Here is a 22,810-nt window from a genome sequence, read left to right as displayed (position 1 = left end):
TAGAATCATTAGCCCTTGTACTAATTATTGATAGGATGTCATTCCTTTAATGGACACTAACTCCCAACTTACTGAGCTTGAAAACTCTTTAGAAAGAATTCGTGAAGAACGGCAAAACAAGCGTGAAATCTTTGATGCCATTCATGATGGGATAATTGTGTTCAAACCTTCACTCGACATCCACACAATCAATACACAAGCCAAACTCCTACTCTCAATCGATGAGAAGTTTCATCCAGAAAATCGTCGCCTCTCACTCTACAAAAACAAAAAAGCCACCCTGTCGTTCAAACTAGAGCATTGGCTCAACGAGATTAAAAACACGATTTCAAAAGACCCAACTGAAATCTTACTTTGGTACAGCGATCCCCTGACATTGCAGAGCACTCCTCTATTATTCAGTGCCAAAGCGATGCTGAATAAAGAGGGGCAAATCAAGAACCTATTATTGGTCATTTATGACCGTAGTGTTCATACTGAAGCCGATGGACAAAAACGTTTAATGCAAGCCGCGTTCAACAGCTATACCGCACAGTTCATTTCCAATGAGAAGGGCTATATCATTAAACCTAATGACAGCTTCATCGCCATGTCCGGACTCAGTAAAGAAACGTTGCAGAAAATGACCCTGATGCAATGGCTGGAACAGCAAGTCGATTTGAAAAATGATACCAACGGTATCCTGAAAACCTTGTTGGAACAGAAGTTTTGGAGTGGTGAAGTGACATTACACCCAACCAAAGATATGGTGTTCCATGCGGTATTGAGTATTTCAATGATTGCCGATAAAGAATACAACATCGAGCATTACATTGTTAACTTGCAAAACATCACCGATATCAAAGAAGCCCATAACCGTATCGAACACATGGCTTTTTATGACAACTTAACAGGGCTTGCCAATCGAAAGCTTGCCATTGAATACATCAATTCGACCATTAAGAATCATCGCCGTCACAACTCCTATAGCGCGCTGTTATATATCAACATCAATCGCTTTAAAAGCATTAACGATGCCTTTGGCAGAAGAACAGGCGACCAATTCCTTAAGAAAGTGGCTTTAGGCTTAAAATCCGTTCTTCGTGAAGAAGACAATATCGCCCGTGTGGGCGGGGATGAATTTGTGGTTGCGACCCAGGATCGAGCGGCGGATACTGAAGAAGCGACTCGCAATGCGGTGAAATTAGCGCAAAAAATAGCCAAAGCACTCAACCAGCACTTTTTAGTCGATGAATTAACGCTCCACAGTTCGACCCGTATCGGTTTGGTTGTCTACCCTCGCGAAGAGAACGAAAATGCGGACAGCTTGCTTATCAAAGCGGATTTAGCCGCCAGTAAAGCCAAAGATATTAAGAAAAAAAATAATATCTATATCTATGAACCCGCTTTAAGTGCCGAGATAAAAAGCCGCCGTCAACTCGAACACGATTTAACCTTTGCCTACCAAAAAGGCCAAATCAAGCTCTACTTCCAAGCTCAAATAGGATCTGGAAACCAACTGCATGGTGCCGAGACCTTAGTCAGATGGGAACATCCCGAACTTGGTTTCATACCCCCCAATAAATTTATTGAAATTGCCGAAGAGAGCCAGCAAATCCTTAAACTGGGCGCTTGGATTATGTACCACGCGTTTATTCAAGCTAAAGCTTGGACACGCATAAAACCAGACTTTAATCTCTCAATCAATATCAGTCCTATCCAGTTTCATGAAGCCGACTTTATTCAGAATGTCATTTCCATCATGATAGAAACCAAGGTAGACCCCAAGAATATCACCTTAGAACTTACCGAAGGGATTCTGATCTCTGACACAGAAAATGCCGTGGAAAAAATTGCACGCATCGTCGAACTTGGGTTTAAGGTTTCAATTGATGACTTTGGTACCGGTTACTCTTCATTAAGTTACTTCCAGCGATTACCTATTCACGAACTCAAAATCGATAAAAGCTTTATTTCACGAGTTCCTAACAGCAAAGAAGATGTTGCCATTGTCGAATCTATTGTGCACCTTGCAAAAACCAAAGATTTACGTATTGTCGCCGAAGGGGTCGAAACCAAGGAACAACTTGATTTCATTCAACAACAGTCGGCTAATATATTGATTCAAGGTTACTATTTCAGCCAACCGTGCCCTGCCAAAAAATTTGAAAAACAATTTTTAGAACAATAATCTCTTACCTACACAATAATTGTTGTTGCGACCCGCATTTATTTATGTATTATAGATTTTATTAATTTATTAAGAATCCTCTAAATACATGATATTACCGCAATTTGAGCCCGAGATGAATTCGCTAATTGAACAGCTAAGTCTCGCACATAAAAATCAGAAACAGCAAATTGCCGACAGCTTTCATGATGGTTTGATTCTATTTTCATTGAACCTCAAACCTCACCTAATCAACCAGAAAGCCCAATCTTATATTAAGCTTTCCAATCAAAATGATTCCTTATTTAAACAACTTGAGGTCTACAGCCATAAACGGGACCGAATTCAGTTTGATGTTGAGCAGTGGTTAAAAGAAAATTTACTGAGTAAAGAGATTCATTCCAGCCCTTTGTTATGGATAAGATGTGAGTCCGATACAAATAGCAAAACCTGCCTGATACCGATCATCATCAAAGCCCATAAAATCCAATCGCTTGCACAAAAAACCGAAAGCCTATTGATTCTAATCCAGGATCAATCATTGCAAATACAAGCCGAAGCGCAAAGCAAACTAATGGATGCCAGTTACGCTGGCCAATTCATTACCGATGCCCATGGCTATATTACCCAGCCGAACTTTGCCTTTTCTGCCTATACCGGTTTAACGCCTGAAACATTGCAAGGCATGACTTATATCGAATGGTTACAAAAACAGGTGGTGTTTAGAGTCCCTTTCGATTCGGTTATGAAAGCGCTATTAGACGAGTCATGCTGGAGCGGAGAGGTACAACTCACCCCTTCAGCCAATTCTCAATACCACGCGGTACTGAGTCTTTCGATGATGACCGATGAGAACCGTAATATCGAACACTTTATCGGTGTTTTACAAGATATTACCGATATTCAAGAAGCCCGTAATGAAATTGAACGTCTAGCTTACTATGATGAATTAACCGGCCTAGCAAACCGTACATTACTTAATAATCACCTAGTCAGTACCCTGAACAACCAACCCAAATCGCAAAGTTTTTCAGGGTTGATATTGCTTGATCTAGACAACTTCAAAATGATCAACGATACCCTCGGGCACGCGATTGGAGACCAATTATTGATTTTAGTCTCGCAAAAGATTTCGGCATTAACCTCGACCGACGATTTAGTTGCACGTTTGGATGGGGATGAGTTTGCAATCCTGCTAAAAGAAGTCAGTCAAGATTTCGACGAAACCACGACCCATATCTTGAGTTTAGCGCACAAGATCAGAGAAAGCCTGGCTGATCGCTACAACATCAAAAATCGTTCATTACACATCACCGCAAGTATCGGGGTTTATCTCTTTAACAGAGGGCTTGAAACCGAAAATATCGATCAAATCATTCGTCATGCCAACCTCGCGATGCATGAGGCCAAAAACCTAGGCGGCAATCAGGCTTACCTGTTTGAAGACAAACTCAGCGCGGTCGCCAAACAACGTCTAGAGATGCTACAAGCACTCAATCACTCTGAATTGGATGATGAATTCCAACTCTATTTCCAAGCCCAGGTCGATTCACAAGGCAAAACCGTTGGTGCCGAAACGCTATTACGCTGGTTCCATCCAAGCTTGGGACTTGTTCCTCCTGGCCAATTCATCCCCGTTGCCGAAGAAGGTCGACAGATTATCAAAATTGGCCTATGGGTGATGCACAAAGCCTTTTTGCAGGCCAAAGCCTGGAACAAAAAATATGGCGATATTCGAATCTCAATCAATATCAGTCCAATCCAGTTCCATGAGCAAAGTTTTGTAGAACTGGTCATAGGCCTGGTCAAATTCACCCTGGTCAATCCCAACAACATCACTCTCGAACTGACCGAAGGGGTATTGATCCGCAATACCGATTTGGCTCTGCAAAAAATCCAACATTTAGTCAGCTTAGGTTTCCACATCTCTATTGATGATTTTGGAACAGGCTACTCATCCTTGAGCTATCTACAAAAACTGCCAATTCACGAGCTCAAGATAGACCAGAGTTTCATTCGCCATATACCTGAAAATCCTGATGATATGGCGATTGTCGAATCCATTGTACGCTTGGCGCAGACCAAATCATTGAACATCGTAGCCGAAGGTGTTGAAAACCAACAACAGGCCGAGTTCATTCGCCAACAACATCAAGATATATTGATTCAAGGCTACTATTACAGCAAACCTTGTCCTGCCCTAGAGTTCGAACAGAACTTCTTAGTTAACCATAGCAAATAATTCTTACAATTCCTTACATTCTTATTCACTCCGACCCCGCTGTTTATCTGCATTTTTAAGTTTATTCCCTTTTATCCCTTACCAAAAAATACATAACACGCACCATTTTGACTAACTTTGTATACATTTTAGAACAGTTTTAAGCTTAAATTCTTACATTTAAACTTAAACACACCCTAACCAGTTGATTTTCATATCTATTTCTAATATTGGCCGTATAAGTGCAATATACCGTTCAATAATCAAAACTCATTTAGGAATATTTATGTCAGCTTCTAATATTTGGATTTCAGATCTCACCCATTACTACAATAAAAAACAGACCTCTCCAACATTGGACAACATCAACCTAACCATTCCTAAAGGCCAGTTAACCGCATTAATTGGGCGAAGCGGATGTGGTAAATCGACCCTTTTACAAATGTTGGCAGGACTGTTGATACCAACAGAAGGCGCCGTCCGCATCAACGGCCATACGGTATATAAACCCAATGCCAAGTGGAACATGATGTTTCAAAAACCTTCTTTATACCCTTGGATGACCGTTAGGGAAAATGCGGCTCTATCTCTCGTGTTTTCAGGAACCTACAAAGGCAATGAAGAGCGCGTTGAGAACCTGCTTGATATGGTTGGGCTAACAGAGCATAAAGATAAAAATGTCCAGCAGCTTTCTGGTGGCCAACAACAGAGGGTTGCCCTAGCCCGTTCTTTAGCTGCGGAGCCTGAAGTGCTGCTACTGGATGAACCTTTTTCTGCTTTAGATGCTTTCACCCGTGCCCAACTGCAAACTGAAGTGGCTCAAATTTGTCATGACCAAGGCATCACCATGGTGCTGGTTACCCATGACATCGAAGAAGCCGTAGCGATGGCTGATAAAGTCGTCATTATGAACCACAACCCTGGTCGAATCGTCGGCTCCTTGGAAGTTCCTGTCGAATACCCTAGAGACCGTAGCGCACCTAAGTTTATCGAGCTCAAAGAACAGCTTTTTGCTGAGTTTGAAAAAATCGACCAAGCAAAACAAGCCGAATTAGAACAAAAAGCCTCTTAATTTTAATTACCCGATTTATTGCCTTTAAGGAGAATTACCATGTGCCAACTTTGTGATATTACAGAAGAATCCGCAAAAGTAGATTATAAATTTAACCCTGCAAAAGGACGTCGAGAATTCATCCTGGACAGCATGGCTGCCGCTGGAGGATTGACGGCGGCAATGAGTTTACCTCTAGATGCTTTCGCCAATATGGAAATGCCAGAAGACGAAGTGGTGCGCATTGGTTATCTTCCAATCACCGATGCAAGCGCCTTGCTTGTTGCTCACGCAATGGGATTTTTTGAAGACGAAGGCTTAAAAGCTGAGAAACCCACCCTTATTCGCGGATGGTCACCATTGATTGAAGGTTTCGCGGCTAAAAAGTTCAACTTGGTGCACTTTCTAAAACCGATTCCAATCTGGATGCGATACAACAACAAATTCCCGGTAAAAATCACCAGCTGGGCGCACACCAATGGTTCAGGCTTAGTCGTTGGCAAGCACACCGGGGTTGAAAAGTTTGAACAGTTGGGCGGTAAACAAATTGCCATTCCTTATTGGTACTCGATGCACAACATCGTTCTACAAATGGCGCTGAAAAACGCTGGTTTAGAACCTGTCATCCAAGACCAGACAGATCCTCTTAAGCCAAACCAAGTAAACCTACAAATCATGCCGCCACCAGATATGCCACCGGCATTAGCGGCTAAGAAAATCGACGCCTACATTGTTGCGGAACCATTCAATGCCGCAGGTGAGGTTTTAGCCGGCGCGAAAATGTTACGTTTTACCGGTGACGTTTGGAAAAACCATCCTTGTTGTGTTGTCTGTATGCACGATGAACATGTAGACAAGAAAAAAGAGTGGTCTCAAAAAGTAATGAATGCGGTCGTACGTGGAGCTTTATATGCTCAAGAGCATAAAGAAGAAGTGGCTCACATGCTTTCACGCGAAGGTAAAAAATACCTGCCAATGAAAGCTAAAGTGGTTTTAAAAGCGATGACAGACTATGCTCCTGAGCACTATGCCGATCCAGATGCGATTAAACATGAAGACTGGGGTGTCGGTCGAATCGACTTTAACCCTTACCCTTACCCATCGGCCACTAAATTCATCATTGATGAACTTAAGGATACCTTAGTCGCAGGTAACACCAATTTCCTAAAAGACCTTGATACCGATTTTGTGGTCAAAGACCTGGTGAACTATGAGTATGTTAAGAATGCGATGGATAAGTACCAGGTTTGGGACAAGGTGCCTGGAGTCAATCCAAACAACCCAACTGAACGAGAAGAGGTCTTTGTATTATGAGCACAGCAATAGCATCCAAACCCTCGTTCTCTTTTGGCCAGTTGCACACTGGCTTTAAGAAACTTCCTGATAGCGTCCAAAACTTCTCCAATGCGGTTTGGGGAATGGGAATCCTACTGTTACTTTGGTGGATTGGAGGCATACTCATTCAATCCAACCCGGATACAGAAGCCTTTGCGGGATTCGCACCAGGGCCAGCTTTTACCGCCCTGGCTTATCTAATCGAAACAGGTTCGATTTGGGAAACCATTTACTCTAGCTTATACCGAATCATTATCGGTTTATTCTGGGGGATTGTGATCGGTGTACCCGTTGGTGTACTTGTCGGTTACTTCGTTTCGGTTCGCCAGGTAGCGAATATGCCTTTTCAATTTTTACGCATGATCAGCCCATTAGCATGGATGCCGATTGCCGTATTAGCGTTTGAAACTTGGGATAACGCCATTATCTTTCTATTGATTATGGCAACCGTTTGGCCAATCGTCTTTGGTACCGCTCACGGCGTGCAACGTATTGACCCTAATTGGTTCAGCGTGGCTAAAAACCTAGGCGCGGATGGTTTTCAAATGCTCCGACGTGTGATTATGCCAGCCATCGCACAAGATGTATTTGCCGGGATTCGTTTGGCGATAGGAGTTGCTTGGGTTGTATTGGTTCCAGCTGAATACCTGGGTGTAACCTCTGGTTTAGGTTACGCAATCAACGATGCTCGAGATACCCTGGACTATGACTCTCTTGCAGCAATCGTGGTGGTGATCGGTGTCATCGGCTATATGCTTGATGCCATTGCCGTGATGTTAATCAAACGTTATTCATGGCGTGTTGAATAGCACTTAACCCTCCTCTCCAAAGATCGCTCGCTCTTTGCAAAACAGTGAGCACCCTAAAAACGATATACAACAAAGACGTTGATATTACTCATGAGGCTTGTATTTCCAACATAAGTACAGCCCATAAAATTTTAATAAAGGAAACCAACATGACAATGAAAATGTCTTTGAAAACCAAAAAAATCTTAACGCCAGTTGCTCTAGCAATCACTAGCGCTCTTTTCGGCTCACAATCAGCAGTTGCATCAGATAGTTTTACTGAAGCGTTAACCAGCGGTAAGGCGAATGTGGATATTACCGTTCGTTATGAATCCGTTGACGTAGATGGTGCCCCATCTGGAACCGCCATTACCGAACGAACCCGTATTGGCTATAAGACAGGCGATTTCAAGGGCTTTAGCGCATTTGTGGAAATGTCTGGCACGGAAGCCATTGGCGGTCGTGATGAATATAAAGTGCCTTTAGGACCGGATGCGAATCCAACCGTTGATAAAGGAATTGTATTAGACCCGGCTATCACACGCTTGAACCAGGCCTGGATAGATTACAGCTTTTCCAAATCGAATATCAAAGCGGGTAAACAACGCATCATCATGGACAACCGTTTCTTAGGAAATGTTGGCTGGCGTCAAACAGAGCAGGTATACAATGGTGCCCATGTCTTAATGAAAGAAGTCGATGGCCTGACCTTGGATTACGCTTACATTGCGGAGCAGGACAATCCTCTTGGCCTACAGATTCCAATGGCAACTCACGCCGTAAAACTTGATTATAAAATCATGCCAAAGACGACCTTAACCGGTTACGGCTACTTTATCGATAAACTCGATAGCACAGCAGATAGCCAAACGGTTGGGGCACGCATCAAAGGTGAAGTAAAGGTTTCGGATGGGGTTGGCTTAAGTTACCTAGCGGAATTCGCCGATCAATCCAAATATGCCGATGCGCCAAGTGCGACCGGTGGTGACTACTATCATTTTCAATTGGGCACAAAATTTAGTGGTGTCAGCGCGATGATTGCTCAAGAAAAGCTTGGTGGTGATGGAACCTCTTCATTTCAAACACCTCTAGCGACCCTGCACCTTTACAACGGTTGGGCAGATAAGTTTTTAACCACTCCGGTAAAAGGTTTAGTAGATACTTATGCCCAACTCGGCACTAAGATTTCAGGCGTCAAATTAGCGGCGATCTACCATGACTTTAAATCTGATAAAAACAGTGACAGCATTGGTTCGGAAACCGATTTACTGGTAGCGAAAAAATTCGGTAAAAACTACCTAGCCGGTATCAAATACGCCAATTTTTCTTCTGATACAGCCAGCAACAAAGACACTCAAAAACTGTGGATTTGGACTAATATCAATTTTTAACGAAAAACTTGATTGATTACAACATTGAATTACGTCAGCACCTAACTGACGTAATTCTTTTGATATCCGTTACATTTTTTTAATAGAACGCAATTGACTGAGAGGATATTCATCACCATTTTTCAATACCACAAACTCCTCTCCGTTCTTAGTATAAAGGGTGTCAACAACACCTTCTATAACCTGTTGATTTTTGTCTACATCTTCAAAAAATAAAGATAATTTTTCACCTCTCATTGAGGCAATTTCCAATAAATCATAATCCGAACATGAAATACCCATCTTTACCCCCTGCTAACTTCATGTTTAAGTAACAAAATGATACTATGAAATCCAATTATCCTTTAAATTTAAAATGTTATCACAGCATCAATCAGCCCTTGAATTACAGGAATTTTTGTGAAAAAAGTCGAACATTTAGATATAGCCAATCACACTGAATATGTTGTCATTAAAGAGGCTGCCGAACAGATTGAAAATGCCTACGATCCTGACAAGGCAATACGCACCATTCTCAGTCTGATTTCAAGACAAATGGGCTTAAATCGTGGACGCATCCTATTACAGGATGGCGATACCGGCTATCTACATACCGCTTACTCTTACGGCCTAACCGCTGATGAAATTTCCCGCAGTCGCTTTGCGATAAGTGAAGGGATTTCAGGAAAGGTTATGTACACAGGAACCCCTACCATCGTTTCTGACATCGATAAAGAAGACGACTACCTGTTCCGCACCGTAGACCGTTCGACCCTCCCAGAAGGCAAGGTTTCATTTATTGCCACCCCAATCACTCGAAACAACATCGTCATTGGTGTACTGGCTGTAAACCGCTTGGCCAACCCCCGCCGCTCGCTCGACAAAGACCTTGGCTTACTCAAATTGATTGCGCTATTCATTAGTGAAATATTGGCCGTCAACGCGATGATTCAACGCCAAACCCAAATTTTAAAAGAAGAGAACGAGCAATTAAGATCCATGGCTTTAGGCCAAGGAAGCCAGTACGGAATCATTGGCGAAAGCCCGGCTTTAATGGCGGCTTTGAATAAAGTTGGCCGTGCGACCAACACCTCGGTGACGGTTATGCTTCAAGGTGAATCCGGAACCGGTAAAGAACGATTCTCACGCATGCTCCATTTGGCCTCCCATCGTAAGGATGGCCCTTTTATCGCGATAAACTGCTCCGCCATTCCCGAGGATTTACTTGAATCTGAACTATTTGGGCATGAGAAAGGGGCTTTTACAGGCGCCATCCAAGCCAAACAAGGCAAAATGGAATTGGCTCATCACGGCACTTTATTCTTAGATGAAATTGGTGATATGGACTTGGGATTACAAGCCAAATTATTGCGAGTGCTAGAGGACCGAACCATAACCAGAATAGGCGCCACCAAACCGATTCCAATCGATATCCGCATCATCGTCGCCTCACACAAAGACCTGCACGAACAAGTCAACAATGGGGCGTTTAGACTCGATTTATTCTATCGTCTAAACGTATTTCCAATTGAGTTGCCTCCTCTAAGAGAACGTGAAGGCGATATTCGACTATTGGCCAGACACTTCCTCAACCAAGCAAACCAAGAATATTCGGCAAGCGCGATTTTTGATCCTGAAGCCATGGCATTTTTGGAGCGCTATGACTGGCCTGGGAACATTCGTCAATTAGAAAACATCATTAAACGTGCCGTGCTTTTGGCCGATAAGAACCGCTTGATTTCCTCAAAACTGATTAACCATATCATCTCAGAGGAACGGGGTATTGTGCGTGGCGGCACCACACCTGCCGCTGTTACACAACCAGCATTTGTCGCCACTCACATTGAAAACGTACAGCCAGCGACCATTCCACAAAATGTGGTGCCATCACCTCAACCCATTGCCGCTCCAGCACCGCAGCTTGAAAGCTATGCTACTCATGAGTTTGTCGACCCCATTCCTGGCCCTGATGAAAAAAGGGCTTACTGGAAAGTTTCTGAAAATGAAAAGGAGCGCTTGCAACAGGCGCTAGAAATGGCAAGAGGCAATAAAACCCGAGCGGCTCTATTACTCAATATGACTCCCCGTCAATTTAACTATCGTTTACAAAAATTGGGGATGTAAAATCTGCATAAAAAAAGCCCTTTAAATAAAGGGCTTGCTGGCTTGGAGAGTTATTAGGACAGGTAATGGATAATTAAGCGGAATAAAGTTCCTGGTAAAGTTTGTTAGCAGAAGTAACAAACTCACCACTGAGAGCAAATCCCGAGACTTTGCCATCAACGGTATAGTGTAACCGCTGATTTTCACCGACATTCATATTCAATTCCCACTGCCCATGGGTTGCATGCAAGGGCGGACTTAACATAATAGATAGGCTGGGAGTCTTGGTTTTAATCAAGGTTGGCAATACTTTGAAACACTCTTCGGAACTGCCATAAAGATGAGATGCCAGTGCTTTCACTTGACGTCGAATCGGCTCCAGATAGGCTTGAACCACGCCATCCGCTTCGGCACAATCCCCAATTGCAAACACATCCTTTTCACTGGTTTGACAATATTGGTCGATACAAATTCCTAAATTGGTATCCAGTTTGGCTTTTTTTGCCAAATCAATATTCGGAGCAATACCGATAGCCGCTAAAACCAATTCCGCACCATAGGTTTCGCCTTGGTCGGTTTTAAGCGTATAGCCATTTTCAGAAAAATTCATCTCTTTGACTTCGGAATTAAATATCAAATTCACACCGCGCGCTCTTAACTTCTCTTCTAAATTATGTGAAATCGCCTCAGGCATGATTTGACTCATCAAATGGGCGCCCCTAACGATCATATCCACTTCCACACCAAACGAACGCAAATCTTCAGCCAATTCAGTAGCAATCAAACCTCCGCCAATCAGGGTGACTTTTTTAGTCTGTTGCAAGGCTTTATAAAACTTTTTATAAGCCGTTAAATCATTGATAGTAACAATTTCATGAGAAGCATCACCTTCGATTTGTGGCGCCATGGCTTTGGCACCTGTAGCTAAAATCAGTTTGTCATAACTAAAACTTCCGGTGGTTGTCATCACTTTTTTACGCTTAGTATTGATAGACATCACCTTGGTACGGGTTTTCACACCCAACTCCAGTTCAGCCGCTTTTTGATTGGCGGTCGCCTCGGTCAAATCCTCTGGAGTCCTATTCTGACTCAAAGCCATCGATAAAGCGGGTTTAGGGTATACCGCGCCATCGTCAGCGGTTAATAGAGTGATTACGGCACTGGAGTTTTCGTTTCTAATCGCTTCCGCAGCTTGCCATCCGGCATAACCCGATCCAATAATCAACACATCAGCCTGGCTACTAACCTTTCGTTTTGTTTGCTCGCCACCAGCAATTTTTTTAGCGGTATCCACCAAAATGAAATCACTTTTACTCACTAAACACAAAGGGCAATACCAATCATCAGGAATATCTTCAAATCGTGTACCAGGAGCCAATCCTGAATCTGGATCACCCAACTCTTCGTCATAGATCAATCCACAGGTTTTACAAATATACTTTTGATATGGCTGACTCATCATTCCTCCTACGCCGCTTCTTCAAGTCTAGCGATTTCTTTTCTTAAGTGCTTAATCGAAGGGGTCACAATAATTACAAAATAGGCTTCGCGCTGTTTACGATGAGCCGCTGCATCCACAATATAACCTTTAGCTCCCGCATGTTGCATGACCGAGTCAGCTGAACGTTTGCAGAGTTCAGCACCGAGTAAACGTGCCTCTAATACCGATTTGATATAATCCTCACCTTCTGTATAGGGCGCTTCACACAAGTCCTGAATAAACTCGATAGCGTCCTCCAATTCCTCTTGCAACTCTTCTGGTGAATCATCTAAAAACGCATTGGTTTCTGCCAAGGTCAAGTTGGACTTATTCATTTCATTGATTGAACCTTGAATCACTCCTGCAGCCATGCCTGTCTGCAAAAGAATAAAACCGGCTTTCATCTTTTTAAGCAAAGGTTGTACGGGATCGGATAACAAGTATTTTTTAGGTAGAAACGCATTATCGAAAATGAGCGCATAAGTACCGGTACCTTCCATACCGACAAACTGCACCATTTGCTTCATGGTCAATCCTTCCAAATCGCAAGGAATAAGCGCCATCGCATCGCGGTTCTCTTCACCATTTTTCCCATGGACCGTAAAAATAGAGCCGAAGAAATGCTTTTTAGAACCTTCCAATAGATTCGATACCCAAGGCAAGGTTCCGTTAATGATAAAACCGTCTTCCGTTTCTTCTGCAGACAGTTTCAAATCTTCAATACCCGCAAAGTACTTCATCGGATTAGATAATGAAGTTGCTCCAAAACATTCACCTTCTACCATTTTTGGCAGAATATCGGTTTTTAACCACTCATTGTCTGAGTTTTCAATATACCAAGCACAGACGGTTTGTGCCCACATCATAAACCCGGTAGACATACACTCTTCTGAAACCACGGCCATGTCCGCAATGGTGCCAAACAAGTCGAGCTTGCCGTTATTTTGTGAAGGGATATGGTGTCGAAAAGCGCCCGCTTTACCCAATTTTTCTAAAATTTCGGTGGTATATTTTCCATGGTCAATGGATAGGGTAAGCGGTTTTAAATCGTTTTTTACAATTTGACTAATCATGAGTTTGACTCCTTTTCAAGTCAGATTGGCCTGGTTCTTACCAGGCCTGGTAAGAACTAATCGACCAATTTGCCAGACATATCTACCGCATTTAAGTAAGTGTTTGCTACTGGAGACCATTTCATCGCATGCGCCACCAACTCTTCCAAGACCTCTTTTGGCGTGCCTGGTGATTCAATCGTGAAGAAAGCTCTAACTTCGGTAACACCCAGTTTTTTGTTTGGATCCAAATCACCGGTACCCCATACTGCGGTAATATTGATATCACCTTCTAGTTCAACTTCTAGCTTAGTCAAAGGGATGCCGCGATTAGTCGCGTTAGCCTGTACCCCGACTGACAAGCAAGAACCTAATGAAAGCAATGCCATTTCAGATGGATTTGGTGCAGTATCTTCACCAAGTAGCACAGGAGGCTCATCGACAACAATCGGTTCTAAGTCACGCACATAGTTCAAGTTTTTAAACTGACCTTCCAAAACGGTTTTACTTTTAAGCGTTTTAATCGTATCAGGCGCTGCTTTACCGGCTTCGCCTAATTTATTTAAGCCGTCTGTATCGATTGGACGTAAGCAAGATGGAATGATTAATTCAGACATGTAATTCTCCTAAGAATTTAATTTAAGTTTTTTTAGACTTTCGGTTATCGAAAACTTACCTCTCCTATAGCTTCTTAGATGCCATTTTTTAATATTACCAACCAATACAGATAGTTACACTAGATTGTTAATGTAATTAATTAATAACAGCCATACAAAAGGTAAATATTTGTTAACAATCTTAAAGATATTTATTAAATTGTTAACATTTGTTAACATTAAAAACATTCAAAAAATGCTTTTTACTATATATATCAACCACTTAATAAATATGGCACAGCATTTGCAATACTACTCTCGACTATTTAATTTCAATACAATTGGAGAACACTCTTATGATGTCTAAAGTAGAAATGACCGAAGCAATCGTTTTAGCAAAATACGAAAAATCAATTGGCTGGGGTGAAATCGCCAAAGCCGCTGGATTAGGTGAAGTTTATGTAACCTCTGCCTGCTTAGGCATGAACCATCTTGATCCGGAACCGGCTGCAAAAGTCACCGAACTGTTAGGTTTAGGCACTGAAGTAACCGAAGCTTTAAAAGCCTTTCCAACCAAGAAATGGGATCAAGTCATTCCAACCGATCCATTAATCTATCGTCTGTATGAAATTGTCGGTGTATATGGTCCAACCATGAAAGAGGTGATCAATGAAAAGTTTGGCGATGGCATTATGAGTGCGATTGACTTCTCTATGGATATCGACAAAGAAGAGAATCCTGCAGGGGATCGAGTTGTTGTCACCATGAACGGAAAATTCCTAGCTTATAAATCTTGGTAACCCGCCTTTTCCGCTTTGCTTACAATTGTAAACAAAGCGGCCTTCCCTCCTCTTTTCTTCTAACAAAAAAAGACAATTACCAGGCCTGGTAACTTTTATTTTGGCAATAAGACCAATGTAAGTTTGCAATTTCATTAGGTTTTTAGTAGAATCCGCGCACTCGCAATGATTTCGGCCTTTCTGATAAAAAAACGCCACAACAAAAATCATGCTTCAAAGAGCCATTTGCCTACGCTTGCTAAAATATCAAGCGATCTGATTATTCTGATGCAAAGGTGCTCTATTGTAGGGAATTTTCCCTAAAGCAATTTGCCCCAGAATAACGACTCACTACTTTCGTTAATAGTTTGACCTTTCGCCAAGCAAATCTCCGGTTTGTTAAGTGGCTTTGTTTGCTATTCACCCGAAAAAACGCTTATTTATTCAAGGGCACTTCATTCTCAATATGAGAAAAGGACCCCTAAATGACTGTTGATGTAACATTCAAAGATTTAAACTTAACCCCTGAAGTACTTAAAGCCATTACTGACATTGGCTATGAAACACCTTCACCAATCCAGGCACAAGCGATTCCTGCGTTAATGACAGGTAATGACATTCTAGGTATGGCGCAAACCGGTACAGGTAAGACTGCCGCTTTCGCTCTACCTGCATTATCGCAAGCCGACATCAAACAAAAAAACCCGCAAATCCTTGTTTTGGCGCCTACTCGTGAGTTAGCGATTCAGGTTGCTGAAGCGTTTCAAGGTTTTGCACACCATATGAAAGGTTTTCACGTCCTTCCTATTTACGGTGGTTCAGATTATGGCACACAAATCCGTGCCTTAAACCGTGGTGTACACGTTGTGGTGGGAACTCCTGGCCGCGTTATGGACCACATCCGTAAAGGAACTTTAAAACTTGATACCTTAAAGCTACTTGTTTTGGATGAAGCCGATGAAATGTTACGCATGGGATTCATCGACGATGTTGAGTGGATTCTTCAGCAAACGCCTGAAAGCCGTCAAATTGCACTTTTCTCGGCAACTATGCCTAAAGAAGTTCACCGCATTGCGACCAATTACCTAAATAACCCAACTGAGGTTATTATCAAACAACAGACTGCAACCGCAACGACGATTGAACAAAAATATCTTTTGGTAAGCGGTGGCCACAAGCTGGATGCCTTAACCCGTATCTTAGAAGCGGAAGAAGAGATTGATGGTTCAATCATCTTTGTACGTACCAAAACAGCGACTGTTGACCTGGCAGAACGCCTAGAAGCACGTGGTTATGCTGCGGCCGCTTTGAATGGTGATATTGCCCAGAACCAACGTGAACGTATCGTTGACCAACTTAAGAAAGGCAAACTTGATATCTTAGTCGCTACCGATGTGGTTGCCCGTGGTTTAGATGTGCCGCGTATCAGCCACGTGTTCAACTATGATATTCCGCAAGATAATGAATCTTATGTTCACCGTATCGGTCGTACAGGTCGTGCGGGTCGTTCAGGAACAGCGGTATTATTCGTTACCCCACGTGAGCGTCGTTTATTAAGCTCAATTGAGCGCACCACGAAAAGCAAGATTCCAGAAATGCACTTGCCTTCGACACAAGACATCAATGACAGCCGTGTAGAAAAATTCAAGTCTCGCATTATTGAAGCAACTCAACTAGAAGACACCGCTTTCTATCAAGAGATGATTGAACAGATTGAAACCGAGAAGAACATTCCTGCAGTTGAAATTGCGGCTGGTTTAGCGCGTCTGTTACAAGGCGACATTCCATTCTTTATGTCAGACAAACCGATCCGTGAACCACGTGCGGAACGTAACGCCGGTGATGATAGAGGTCGTAGCGACAGAAATGACCGCGGTAACCGTGGCGATCGCGGGGGGCGTGGCGAACGTCCAGAGCGTAAACCACGTCGTGAACGTTCGGCAACACCTGATGAAGGTATGACACGTTTCCGCATTGAAGTGGGGAATCAACACGGAGTTCGTCCAGGCAACATCGTCGGCTGTATCGCCAACGAAGCCGGCTTAGACAGCGAATTTATCCGTCAGTTAAATATTGAAGATACTTACAGCACGGTTGATTTGCCATCTGATATGCCAAAAGCGGCTAGAGAAGATTTGAGCAAAGCTTGGGTATGTGGACAGCAACTTAAAATTCGTGAAGTTTCCGGTGGTAGTGCAAGTGAACCGCGTAAGCGTTTAACTCGCAATAAAGCCGCACCGAGCAAAGACAAAGGCAAGCCGCGTCGTGCGCCAAAACGTAGCTAATCGACTTTAGCATTGCCAATAAAAAGCCCGCTTATACGCGGGTTTTTTTGTATCTAAAATCCAGGCATAAAACCCACCAGGCCTGGAAACATTAAATTCATACAGCAATCGCATCTAAAATCAGGCGCTCTTTTGCCTGTTTACTCAGCTGTTTTATCTCATATTCACGTTTAGAGGCATCACTACGATTGTCATAAGTTTCGCAATAAGCCAACTCGCATGGCTGGCGGGTTTTGGTGTATTTGGCTCCACCTACCAGTTCGCCATTGTGTTGGCGGAGGCGTTTTTTGAGATTGGTGGTGATACCGCAATACAGACTATTATCGGCACAACGTAATAGATAAACCGACCATGAACCAACCGATGAATTTTCTGTATTTGAATAATCGACCTGATCTAAATTGATTGGACTTTTCATTTTCGCTATCCCAATTCAAAGGTTTGTAGCCACATCTGATTAATGATTGTTGATTGACTTAAGACTATAAGCTGTAATGAATTAGCACTTTACATTTTTAAGTTATCGTACCATTATAATTAAAATCCTGTCCTCATAACTTATTAGGTTTGTGGCCATATGGCTCAACAGACTAGTAAAACAGCCATTCAAGTTAGATAACTACAAATTGTTTTATACGAGAGCATTTATGAATAGAACTGATCAAACCTTACTTGAACAAATGCGGATCACTGAGCTTGAAATAGAAAACCGCAAAACGCTGTTCAATATCAGTGTTGAAGATGCCGAAATTCTCAGCGGAGTGAAACCGCAAATCGAATTGGAAATTGACCGTCTAGTAAAACAATTTTATGAACTGCAAACCAATGTTCCAGAAATCGCCTTACTGATCGGGGATGCCGATACTTTAGGTCGACTACGGACAGCCCAACGCAAATATGTCATTGACCTTTTCAGTGGCTTCTACGACATCGAATATGTTAACAACCGGCTTCGCATAGGCATGGTGCATAAACGTATCGGAGTTGAACCAAAGCTATATCTCTCCGCAGTACAACAACTCAAAAAACTCCTGATGGAGCTGATAGAGACACTCTTTATCAACCAGCCGGAGCAGTGTATTCTCGTCCAATCGGCTTTAGAAAAACTGTTCATGTTTGATATTTCGCTGGTGTTCGATACTTATATTCGCAGTTTGATCTCTGAAATTGAAAGCTCTAAAGAAAAATCTGAAGACTATGCGATTGAACTGGAGAAAAAGGTTAAGGAACGTACCATCCAGTTGGAGATGGTTTCACGAACCGACCCCTTAACAGGGCTACTTAATGTTCGCCATTTAAATGAAATCCTGACTCAGATATTACGTGCCGCACAACGTCGTTTGGAGCCGGTTTCGGTAGCCTATCTGGACATCAACGACTTTAAACAGATTAACGATGAAGAGGGACACCAGCGTGGTGATGAAATCTTACGCACCGTCGCCAGTGCGATTAATCGAGTTTCACGTGAAGAAGACCAGTGTTTTCGCTATGGCGGCGATGAGTTCTGTATCGTACTGCCACAATGCACTGAAAACCAGGCATCTGAAATTTATAGTCGACGCTTGATTGAGGAAATCCAACAACACGAACCCGAATTAACCATCAGTGTCGGTTATATGCAGGCCGGCCCTGTGGAATATCCAACAGCCGAAGAAATCATACATTTAGCAGACCAACACATGTATCAAGCCAAGCATAATTTTAAACACAATAACGAAGAAACCAATCTGCTTTAATATCAATCAAACATAAAAAAACCCGCAAAATTTGCGGGTTTTTTAGCCGTTAAACGTTATAACGATTATCGTTTTACCGTTGCCAGTGGCCTGACTTGCCGCCAATCTTCTCTAACAGTTTCACTTGATCGATTACCATACCGCGATCAACCGCTTTACACATATCGTAAAGGGTCAAGGCCGCTACAGAGGCCGCCGTTAAGGCTTCAATTTCAATTCCCGTTTGCCCAACGGTTTTGCAAGTCGCTTCAATCTCGACACTGCTTTTCTCAAGATTTGGGGTGAGCTCGACTTTTACCGAGGTAATCATCAACGGATGGCACATGGGAATCAAATCCGGTGTGCGTTTTGCCGCCATAATCCCTGCTATACGTGCCGTAGCCATCACATCACCCTTTTTATGCTTACCCTCTACAATCATGCTTAAGGTTTCTGGTTGCATGAAAATGGTCGCGCAAGCCGTCGCAGAACGTTCGGTATAAGCCTTATCACTCACATCTACCATACGGGCTTGGCCTTTTTCATCTAAATGGGTTAAGAGTTGTTCTGTCATGTTATTCATCCACTGGATTGAAAGGGTAAAAAGCGACTTTATCGCCCCTATTTATTTGGTTGTCCTCAGGAATCACCACAAAGCCATCCGCCCAAACGGTCGAAGTCAGGACACCAGAACCTTGATTAGGATAGATTTCCACCACACTTATTTGATTTTTATTGACCAACCTTGCACGCGCGAACTCACGTCTAAAACCAGGCTTCAACCATTCAAAATCCGCCTCAAGCCAGATGGGCTTTGCCTTAAGGACATTAGCCCCTTGCATCTTTAATAGATAAGGACGTGCAAACAGGTTGAAAGTCGCAAAGGCTGACACAGGATTACCCGGCAAACCGATAAAAGGGGTACCTTGGATATCACCATAAGCGATCGGTTTACCGGGCTTCATTTTCACTTTCCACATATCCAATGAACCCAGTTGTTCTATCGCAGGCTTGATATGGTCTTCTTCACCCACTGAAACGCCACCGGTGGTAATCACCACATCCGCCATAGAGGCGGCTTTTTTCATCGCTTCCACCGTTGCATCGATGGTATCGTCAACGCGGCCTAAATCAATCAATTTGAAGCCCAGTTGCGGCACCAGGCCTGCTAACACATAACGGTTGGCATTATAGATTTTACCCGGCTGGGAAACCTCTCCGGGTTCTAGCAACTCGTCGCCAGTAGTGAAGGTTGCAATCGTTAAAGGTTTAAACACGGTGACTTGATTAAAACCAATCGAGGTGATCAACCCCAAATCCTGAGGTCGTAGCTTATGCCCTGCTTTTAGAATCGTGGTATTCTGCTGAATATCCTCACCCACTACTCGAATATTCTGGCCAGCACTACTATGACTTGCAGTGATTCTGATTTCATTATCGGCAAGTTGCTCGGTTTCCTCTTGCATCACCACCATATTGGCTCCTTCGGGGATAGGTGCACCAGTAAAGATACGTGCGGCCGTTCCCGGTTTCAACGGCATTGGAGAGGTTCCAGCGGGAATTCTTTGACTGACTTCAAATACAGAATTATGTTCCAAATCATAACTATGTAATGCATAACCATCCATCATGCTATTGTCATGCGGAGGAACATTCAACGGTGAAACAATTGGCTCAGCCAAGACACGCCCTAAGGCATCAAAAATGGAGATCGTTTCTGTGTTCTCTGTTTGCTTAACTTGCGCCAACAAGTAATGCAAGGCTTCATCAAAAGTTTTCATAGTAGGTTCTCAGAACTCGCTTTATAAAAAAATCCCTGCTAAAGCAGGGAAAGACAGATCGTATTAATTAACTCGTTTGAGTACTTTATCTAAAGTACCCAGGATGCTGTAATCGCCGATATTATTGGCTTTAATTGTAGATTATTTTACCCAACGGTTTTCAGCTTCTTTATCACTGATGCGTGCATCAACCCAACGCTCATCGCCATTTGGCAAGGTTTCTTTCTTCCAGAAAGGGGCATTGGTTTTAAGATAATCCATAATAAAGTGTGCGGCGTAAAATGCATTTTCTCGGTGGCGACTTGAGACAGCAACCAAGACAATCTGGTCAGTCGGGTACATTTTGCCGATGCGATGAATGATTAAGCTGGATTCCAACGCCCATCTTTCATGGGCTTCAAGTCGAATCTTTTCCAGCGCTTTTTCAGTCATCCCCGGATAATGCTCAAGTTCAAGGATACTGACTTCATCACCTTCATTGATGTCGCGTACAGTACCTACAAAACTGACCACCGCCCCTATGTCTTTATGCCCAGCCCTTAAAGCGGCCACTTCGGTAGTCAAATCAAAATCTTCTTGTTGGATTTTGATATGTGGTAAATCACTCATTCAATTACCCACCAGTAACCGGAGGGAAAAAGGCCACTTCATCACCCGCCTTGATCAAGGTATCCCTTTGTGCGACGTCATGGTTTACCGCAATCTGTAGATTTTGGTTTTCCAAAAGTGCTTTTTGCCAGTTTTCACCACGTGTTGCCAGACTTTCTATCAAAGCGCCGACCGTGTTGTATTCAGCATTGATTTGTTCATTAGCTTTACCAAGCATCTCTCTAAAGCTTGCAAAATATAATACATTGACCATTTTTCTATCCTACTCAAAACAGCGGTTAACCGCCTAGTTGAACCATTTGTCTAAATTCGATATTGTGTACGTTTTCATTGAAGAAGTGTTTTTCCGGTTTCTTCAACATCGCATCGGTGATGATTTGTTGTAACTCTTCATCGGTAACGCCATTCCTTAACGGGGTGCGTAAATCAACCGAGTCTTCTTGACCTAAACACAAGGCTAAAACCCCTTTTGCAGTTAGTCGAACCCGGTTACAGGTTTCACAAAAGTGTTGTGATACTGCGGAGATGACACCAATCTTGGTATTGGTTCCAGCAATCAAGAAGTTACGTGATGGCCCATCATGGGTTTTACCTGAGGCTGGGATTAAATCTGCTCCAACATGCTTCTTGATTCTTGCAAGGATCTTATCTGCAGGGTAGTGCTGATCCATCATGCTTACGCCTGCAGGACCAATCGGCATAGTTTCGATAAAGCGTACTTCCACACCTTTTTGTAAGCCGTAATCGACCATCGCCTCAATCTCATCGTCATTCGTACCTTTCATAACGACCATATTGAATTTAACCGGTTTCATGCCCACCTCTAGCGCTTTATCAACACCAGCAAGCACCTTGTCCAAATCGCCGCCACGAGTGATGTTCTTAAAGCGTTCCTTACGCAAAGAATCAATCGAGATATTACAACGGGTAATTCCAGCCTTGGTTAACGCCTCTGCTTCTCTTTCTAAGTGATGAGCATTGGTCGAAAGGGCGATATCTTCAAGCCCGTCATATTGGCTAATCTCTTCCACTAAACTTGCCAAATTCTTACGCACCAATGGCTCACCACCAGTTAAACGAACCTTGGCTACACCCAAGTTTACAAAGGCTTTGATAATACGAGCTAGCTCTTCATACGATAAATACTCTGTATGGGTGCCATCTGGGTGCACGCCTTGTTCCGGCATACAATAACCGCAACGGTAGTTGCACTTATCCGTCACAGAAACACGTACATACTCAATTTTTCGGTTAAATGGATCAATCAATTCTTTGCGCATATTTATTCACTTTTTCGTCAGGCGTTATAGCCGATCGGGAATAACGCATTTTACACGCAATACATATTAGAATTCAATTATTTATCCGCAAATAATTAGATTAACGCCATTAAATTTTCTAATGAAATTAGATAGATAAACTGACCAGGCCTGGTTATTTGAAATTTCACCACAACAAGAGAAAGCATGCGGTTTTTTAGAATGGATTATCGCAAC

The 22,810-nt window shown here is 42.9% G+C and carries 20 protein-coding genes; 10 read left to right on the top strand and 10 right to left on the bottom strand.

All coding sequences use genetic code 11. The features are described 5' to 3' along the window. The first annotated feature begins 49 nt into the window (after positions 1-49). The 6 genes from L6421_RS00860 to L6421_RS00835 all read left to right on the top strand — a co-directional run bounded on the left by L6421_RS00860 (position 50) and on the right by L6421_RS00835 (position 8,935). Complete coding sequence (locus tag L6421_RS00860) at positions 50-2,170, top strand: sensor domain-containing protein (RefSeq protein ID WP_237262086.1); 2,121 nt, start codon at positions 50-52, stop codon at positions 2,168-2,170. A 115-nt stretch (positions 2,171-2,285) separates the two neighbouring features. Next, positions 2,286-4,391 carry a putative bifunctional diguanylate cyclase/phosphodiesterase gene (locus L6421_RS00855; RefSeq protein ID WP_237262085.1) on the top strand — a complete coding sequence of 702 codons (2,106 nt, stop codon included), beginning with the start codon at positions 2,286-2,288 and terminating at the stop codon, positions 4,389-4,391. A 265-nt stretch (positions 4,392-4,656) separates the two neighbouring features. Then, on the top strand, positions 4,657-5,442 hold the full coding sequence (locus L6421_RS00850; protein WP_237262084.1) for an ABC transporter ATP-binding protein: 786 nt from the start codon (positions 4,657-4,659) through the stop codon (positions 5,440-5,442). 39 nt (positions 5,443-5,481) lie between these two features. Beyond that, positions 5,482-6,735: an ABC transporter substrate-binding protein gene (locus L6421_RS00845; protein WP_237262083.1), complete on the top strand. Its 1,254-nt coding sequence runs from the start codon at positions 5,482-5,484 to the stop codon at positions 6,733-6,735. Further along, positions 6,732-7,565: an ABC transporter permease gene (locus L6421_RS00840; RefSeq protein WP_237262082.1), complete on the top strand. Its 834-nt coding sequence runs from the start codon at positions 6,732-6,734 to the stop codon at positions 7,563-7,565. The genes L6421_RS00845 and L6421_RS00840 overlap by 4 nt, the downstream gene beginning before the upstream one ends. Positions 7,566-7,714: 149 nt before the next feature. Continuing rightward, positions 7,715-8,935, top strand: a complete 1,221-nt coding sequence (locus L6421_RS00835; protein WP_237262081.1) for a hypothetical protein — start codon at positions 7,715-7,717, stop codon at positions 8,933-8,935. A 69-nt stretch (positions 8,936-9,004) separates the two neighbouring features. Here L6421_RS00835 and L6421_RS00830 read toward each other — a convergent pair whose 3' ends face one another. Further along, positions 9,005-9,217, bottom strand: a complete 213-nt coding sequence (locus L6421_RS00830; protein WP_237262080.1) for a Rho-binding antiterminator — start codon at positions 9,215-9,217, stop codon at positions 9,005-9,007. Between the two features lie 117 nt (positions 9,218-9,334). Here L6421_RS00830 and L6421_RS00825 point away from each other — a divergent pair, with 117 nt between their 5' ends. Next, the gene (locus tag L6421_RS00825; protein ID WP_237262079.1) at positions 9,335-11,038 is read left to right on the top strand and encodes a sigma-54-dependent Fis family transcriptional regulator; all 1,704 of its coding nucleotides are present in this window, start codon (positions 9,335-9,337) and stop codon (positions 11,036-11,038) included. A gap of 73 nt (positions 11,039-11,111) precedes the next feature. On the opposite strand, the gene L6421_RS00820 is transcribed toward L6421_RS00825, so the two are convergent. From L6421_RS00820 to L6421_RS00805, 3 genes are read right to left on the bottom strand one after another with little or no spacing between them, the layout of a single operon-like run. Then, the gene (locus tag L6421_RS00820) at positions 11,112-12,476 is read right to left on the bottom strand and encodes an FAD-dependent oxidoreductase (RefSeq protein ID WP_375540379.1); all 1,365 of its coding nucleotides are present in this window, start codon (positions 12,474-12,476) and stop codon (positions 11,112-11,114) included. A gap of 8 nt (positions 12,477-12,484) precedes the next feature. Further along, positions 12,485-13,570, bottom strand: coding sequence for an acyl-CoA dehydrogenase family protein (locus L6421_RS00810; RefSeq protein ID WP_237262078.1), 1,086 nt, complete (start codon positions 13,568-13,570; stop codon positions 12,485-12,487). Between the two features lie 56 nt (positions 13,571-13,626). Beyond that, positions 13,627-14,166 carry an OsmC family protein gene (locus L6421_RS00805; protein WP_237262077.1) on the bottom strand — a complete coding sequence of 180 codons (540 nt, stop codon included), beginning with the start codon at positions 14,164-14,166 and terminating at the stop codon, positions 13,627-13,629. Between the two features lie 335 nt (positions 14,167-14,501). On the opposite strand from L6421_RS00805, the gene cynS reads away from it, so the two are divergent. Next, on the top strand, positions 14,502-14,945 hold the full coding sequence (cynS, locus tag L6421_RS00800) for a cyanase (protein WP_237262076.1): 444 nt from the start codon (positions 14,502-14,504) through the stop codon (positions 14,943-14,945). A gap of 464 nt (positions 14,946-15,409) precedes the next feature. Continuing rightward, entirely contained in the window at positions 15,410-17,209 is a 1,800-nt protein-coding gene (locus tag L6421_RS00795) for a DEAD/DEAH box helicase (RefSeq protein WP_237262075.1), read from the top strand. A 97-nt stretch (positions 17,210-17,306) separates the two neighbouring features. Here L6421_RS00795 and L6421_RS00790 read toward each other — a convergent pair whose 3' ends face one another. Further along, a complete protein-coding gene (locus tag L6421_RS00790) occupies positions 17,307-17,627 on the bottom strand; it encodes a GIY-YIG nuclease family protein (protein WP_237262074.1) in 321 nt (106 codons plus the stop codon). Between the two features lie 229 nt (positions 17,628-17,856). On the opposite strand from L6421_RS00790, the gene L6421_RS00785 reads away from it, so the two are divergent. After that, on the top strand, positions 17,857-18,945 hold the full coding sequence (locus L6421_RS00785; protein WP_237262073.1) for a GGDEF domain-containing protein: 1,089 nt from the start codon (positions 17,857-17,859) through the stop codon (positions 18,943-18,945). Between the two features lie 73 nt (positions 18,946-19,018). Here the strand turns inward: L6421_RS00785 and moaC are convergent, their stop codons facing one another. The 5 genes from moaC to moaA form a co-directional block, all read right to left on the bottom strand. Continuing rightward, positions 19,019-19,498, bottom strand: a complete 480-nt coding sequence (moaC, locus tag L6421_RS00780; RefSeq protein ID WP_237262072.1) for a cyclic pyranopterin monophosphate synthase MoaC — start codon at positions 19,496-19,498, stop codon at positions 19,019-19,021. 1 nt (position 19,499) lies between these two features. Further along, positions 19,500-20,705, bottom strand: a complete 1,206-nt coding sequence (locus tag L6421_RS00775) for a molybdopterin molybdotransferase MoeA (RefSeq protein WP_237262071.1) — start codon at positions 20,703-20,705, stop codon at positions 19,500-19,502. A 141-nt stretch (positions 20,706-20,846) separates the two neighbouring features. Beyond that, the gene (moaE, locus tag L6421_RS00770) at positions 20,847-21,314 is read right to left on the bottom strand and encodes a molybdopterin synthase catalytic subunit MoaE (protein WP_237262070.1); all 468 of its coding nucleotides are present in this window, start codon (positions 21,312-21,314) and stop codon (positions 20,847-20,849) included. A gap of 4 nt (positions 21,315-21,318) precedes the next feature. After that, positions 21,319-21,567: a molybdopterin converting factor subunit 1 gene (moaD, locus tag L6421_RS00765; RefSeq protein ID WP_237262069.1), complete on the bottom strand. Its 249-nt coding sequence runs from the start codon at positions 21,565-21,567 to the stop codon at positions 21,319-21,321. Between the two features lie 25 nt (positions 21,568-21,592). Beyond that, entirely contained in the window at positions 21,593-22,594 is a 1,002-nt protein-coding gene (gene moaA / locus L6421_RS00760; RefSeq protein WP_237262068.1) for a GTP 3',8-cyclase MoaA, read from the bottom strand. Positions 22,595-22,810 lie beyond the last annotated feature (216 nt).

Origin of the sequence: Thiomicrorhabdus immobilis (genome assembly GCF_021654855.1) — a bacterium.
Taxonomy (GTDB): Bacteria; Pseudomonadota; Gammaproteobacteria; order Thiomicrospirales; family Thiomicrospiraceae; genus Thiomicrorhabdus; species Thiomicrorhabdus immobilis.
This window is presented reverse-complemented; position numbering and strand designations above follow the sequence as displayed.

Bases quoted from the DNA above. Each gene is read 5' to 3' on its own strand.
- L6421_RS00860 (WP_237262086.1), top strand. From the start codon at position 50: ATGGACACTAACTCCCAACTTACTGAGCTTGAAAACTCTTTAGAAAGA.
- L6421_RS00855 (WP_237262085.1), top strand. From the start codon at position 2,286: ATGAATTCGCTAATTGAACAGCTAAGTCTCGCACATAAAAATCAGAAA.
- L6421_RS00850 (WP_237262084.1), top strand. From the start codon at position 4,657: ATGTCAGCTTCTAATATTTGGATTTCAGATCTCACCCATTACTACAAT.
- L6421_RS00845 (WP_237262083.1), top strand. From the start codon at position 5,482: ATGTGCCAACTTTGTGATATTACAGAAGAATCCGCAAAAGTAGATTAT.
- L6421_RS00840 (WP_237262082.1), top strand. From the start codon at position 6,732: ATGAGCACAGCAATAGCATCCAAACCCTCGTTCTCTTTTGGCCAGTTG.
- L6421_RS00835 (WP_237262081.1), top strand. From the start codon at position 7,715: ATGACAATGAAAATGTCTTTGAAAACCAAAAAAATCTTAACGCCAGTT.
- L6421_RS00830 (WP_237262080.1), bottom strand. From the start codon at position 9,217: ATGGGTATTTCATGTTCGGATTATGATTTATTGGAAATTGCCTCAATG.
- L6421_RS00820 (WP_375540379.1), bottom strand. From the start codon at position 12,476: ATGAGTCAGCCATATCAAAAGTATATTTGTAAAACCTGTGGATTGATC.
- L6421_RS00810 (WP_237262078.1), bottom strand. From the start codon at position 13,570: ATGATTAGTCAAATTGTAAAAAACGATTTAAAACCGCTTACCCTATCC.
- L6421_RS00805 (WP_237262077.1), bottom strand. From the start codon at position 14,166: ATGTCTGAATTAATCATTCCATCTTGCTTACGTCCAATCGATACAGAC.
- cynS (WP_237262076.1), top strand. From the start codon at position 14,502: ATGATGTCTAAAGTAGAAATGACCGAAGCAATCGTTTTAGCAAAATAC.
- L6421_RS00795 (WP_237262075.1), top strand. From the start codon at position 15,410: ATGACTGTTGATGTAACATTCAAAGATTTAAACTTAACCCCTGAAGTA.
- L6421_RS00790 (WP_237262074.1), bottom strand. From the start codon at position 17,627: ATGAAAAGTCCAATCAATTTAGATCAGGTCGATTATTCAAATACAGAA.
- L6421_RS00785 (WP_237262073.1), top strand. From the start codon at position 17,857: ATGAATAGAACTGATCAAACCTTACTTGAACAAATGCGGATCACTGAG.
- moaC (WP_237262072.1), bottom strand. From the start codon at position 19,498: ATGACAGAACAACTCTTAACCCATTTAGATGAAAAAGGCCAAGCCCGT.
- L6421_RS00775 (WP_237262071.1), bottom strand. From the start codon at position 20,705: ATGAAAACTTTTGATGAAGCCTTGCATTACTTGTTGGCGCAAGTTAAG.
- moaE (WP_237262070.1), bottom strand. From the start codon at position 21,314: ATGAGTGATTTACCACATATCAAAATCCAACAAGAAGATTTTGATTTG.
- moaD (WP_237262069.1), bottom strand. From the start codon at position 21,567: ATGGTCAATGTATTATATTTTGCAAGCTTTAGAGAGATGCTTGGTAAA.
- moaA (WP_237262068.1), bottom strand. From the start codon at position 22,594: ATGCGCAAAGAATTGATTGATCCATTTAACCGAAAAATTGAGTATGTA.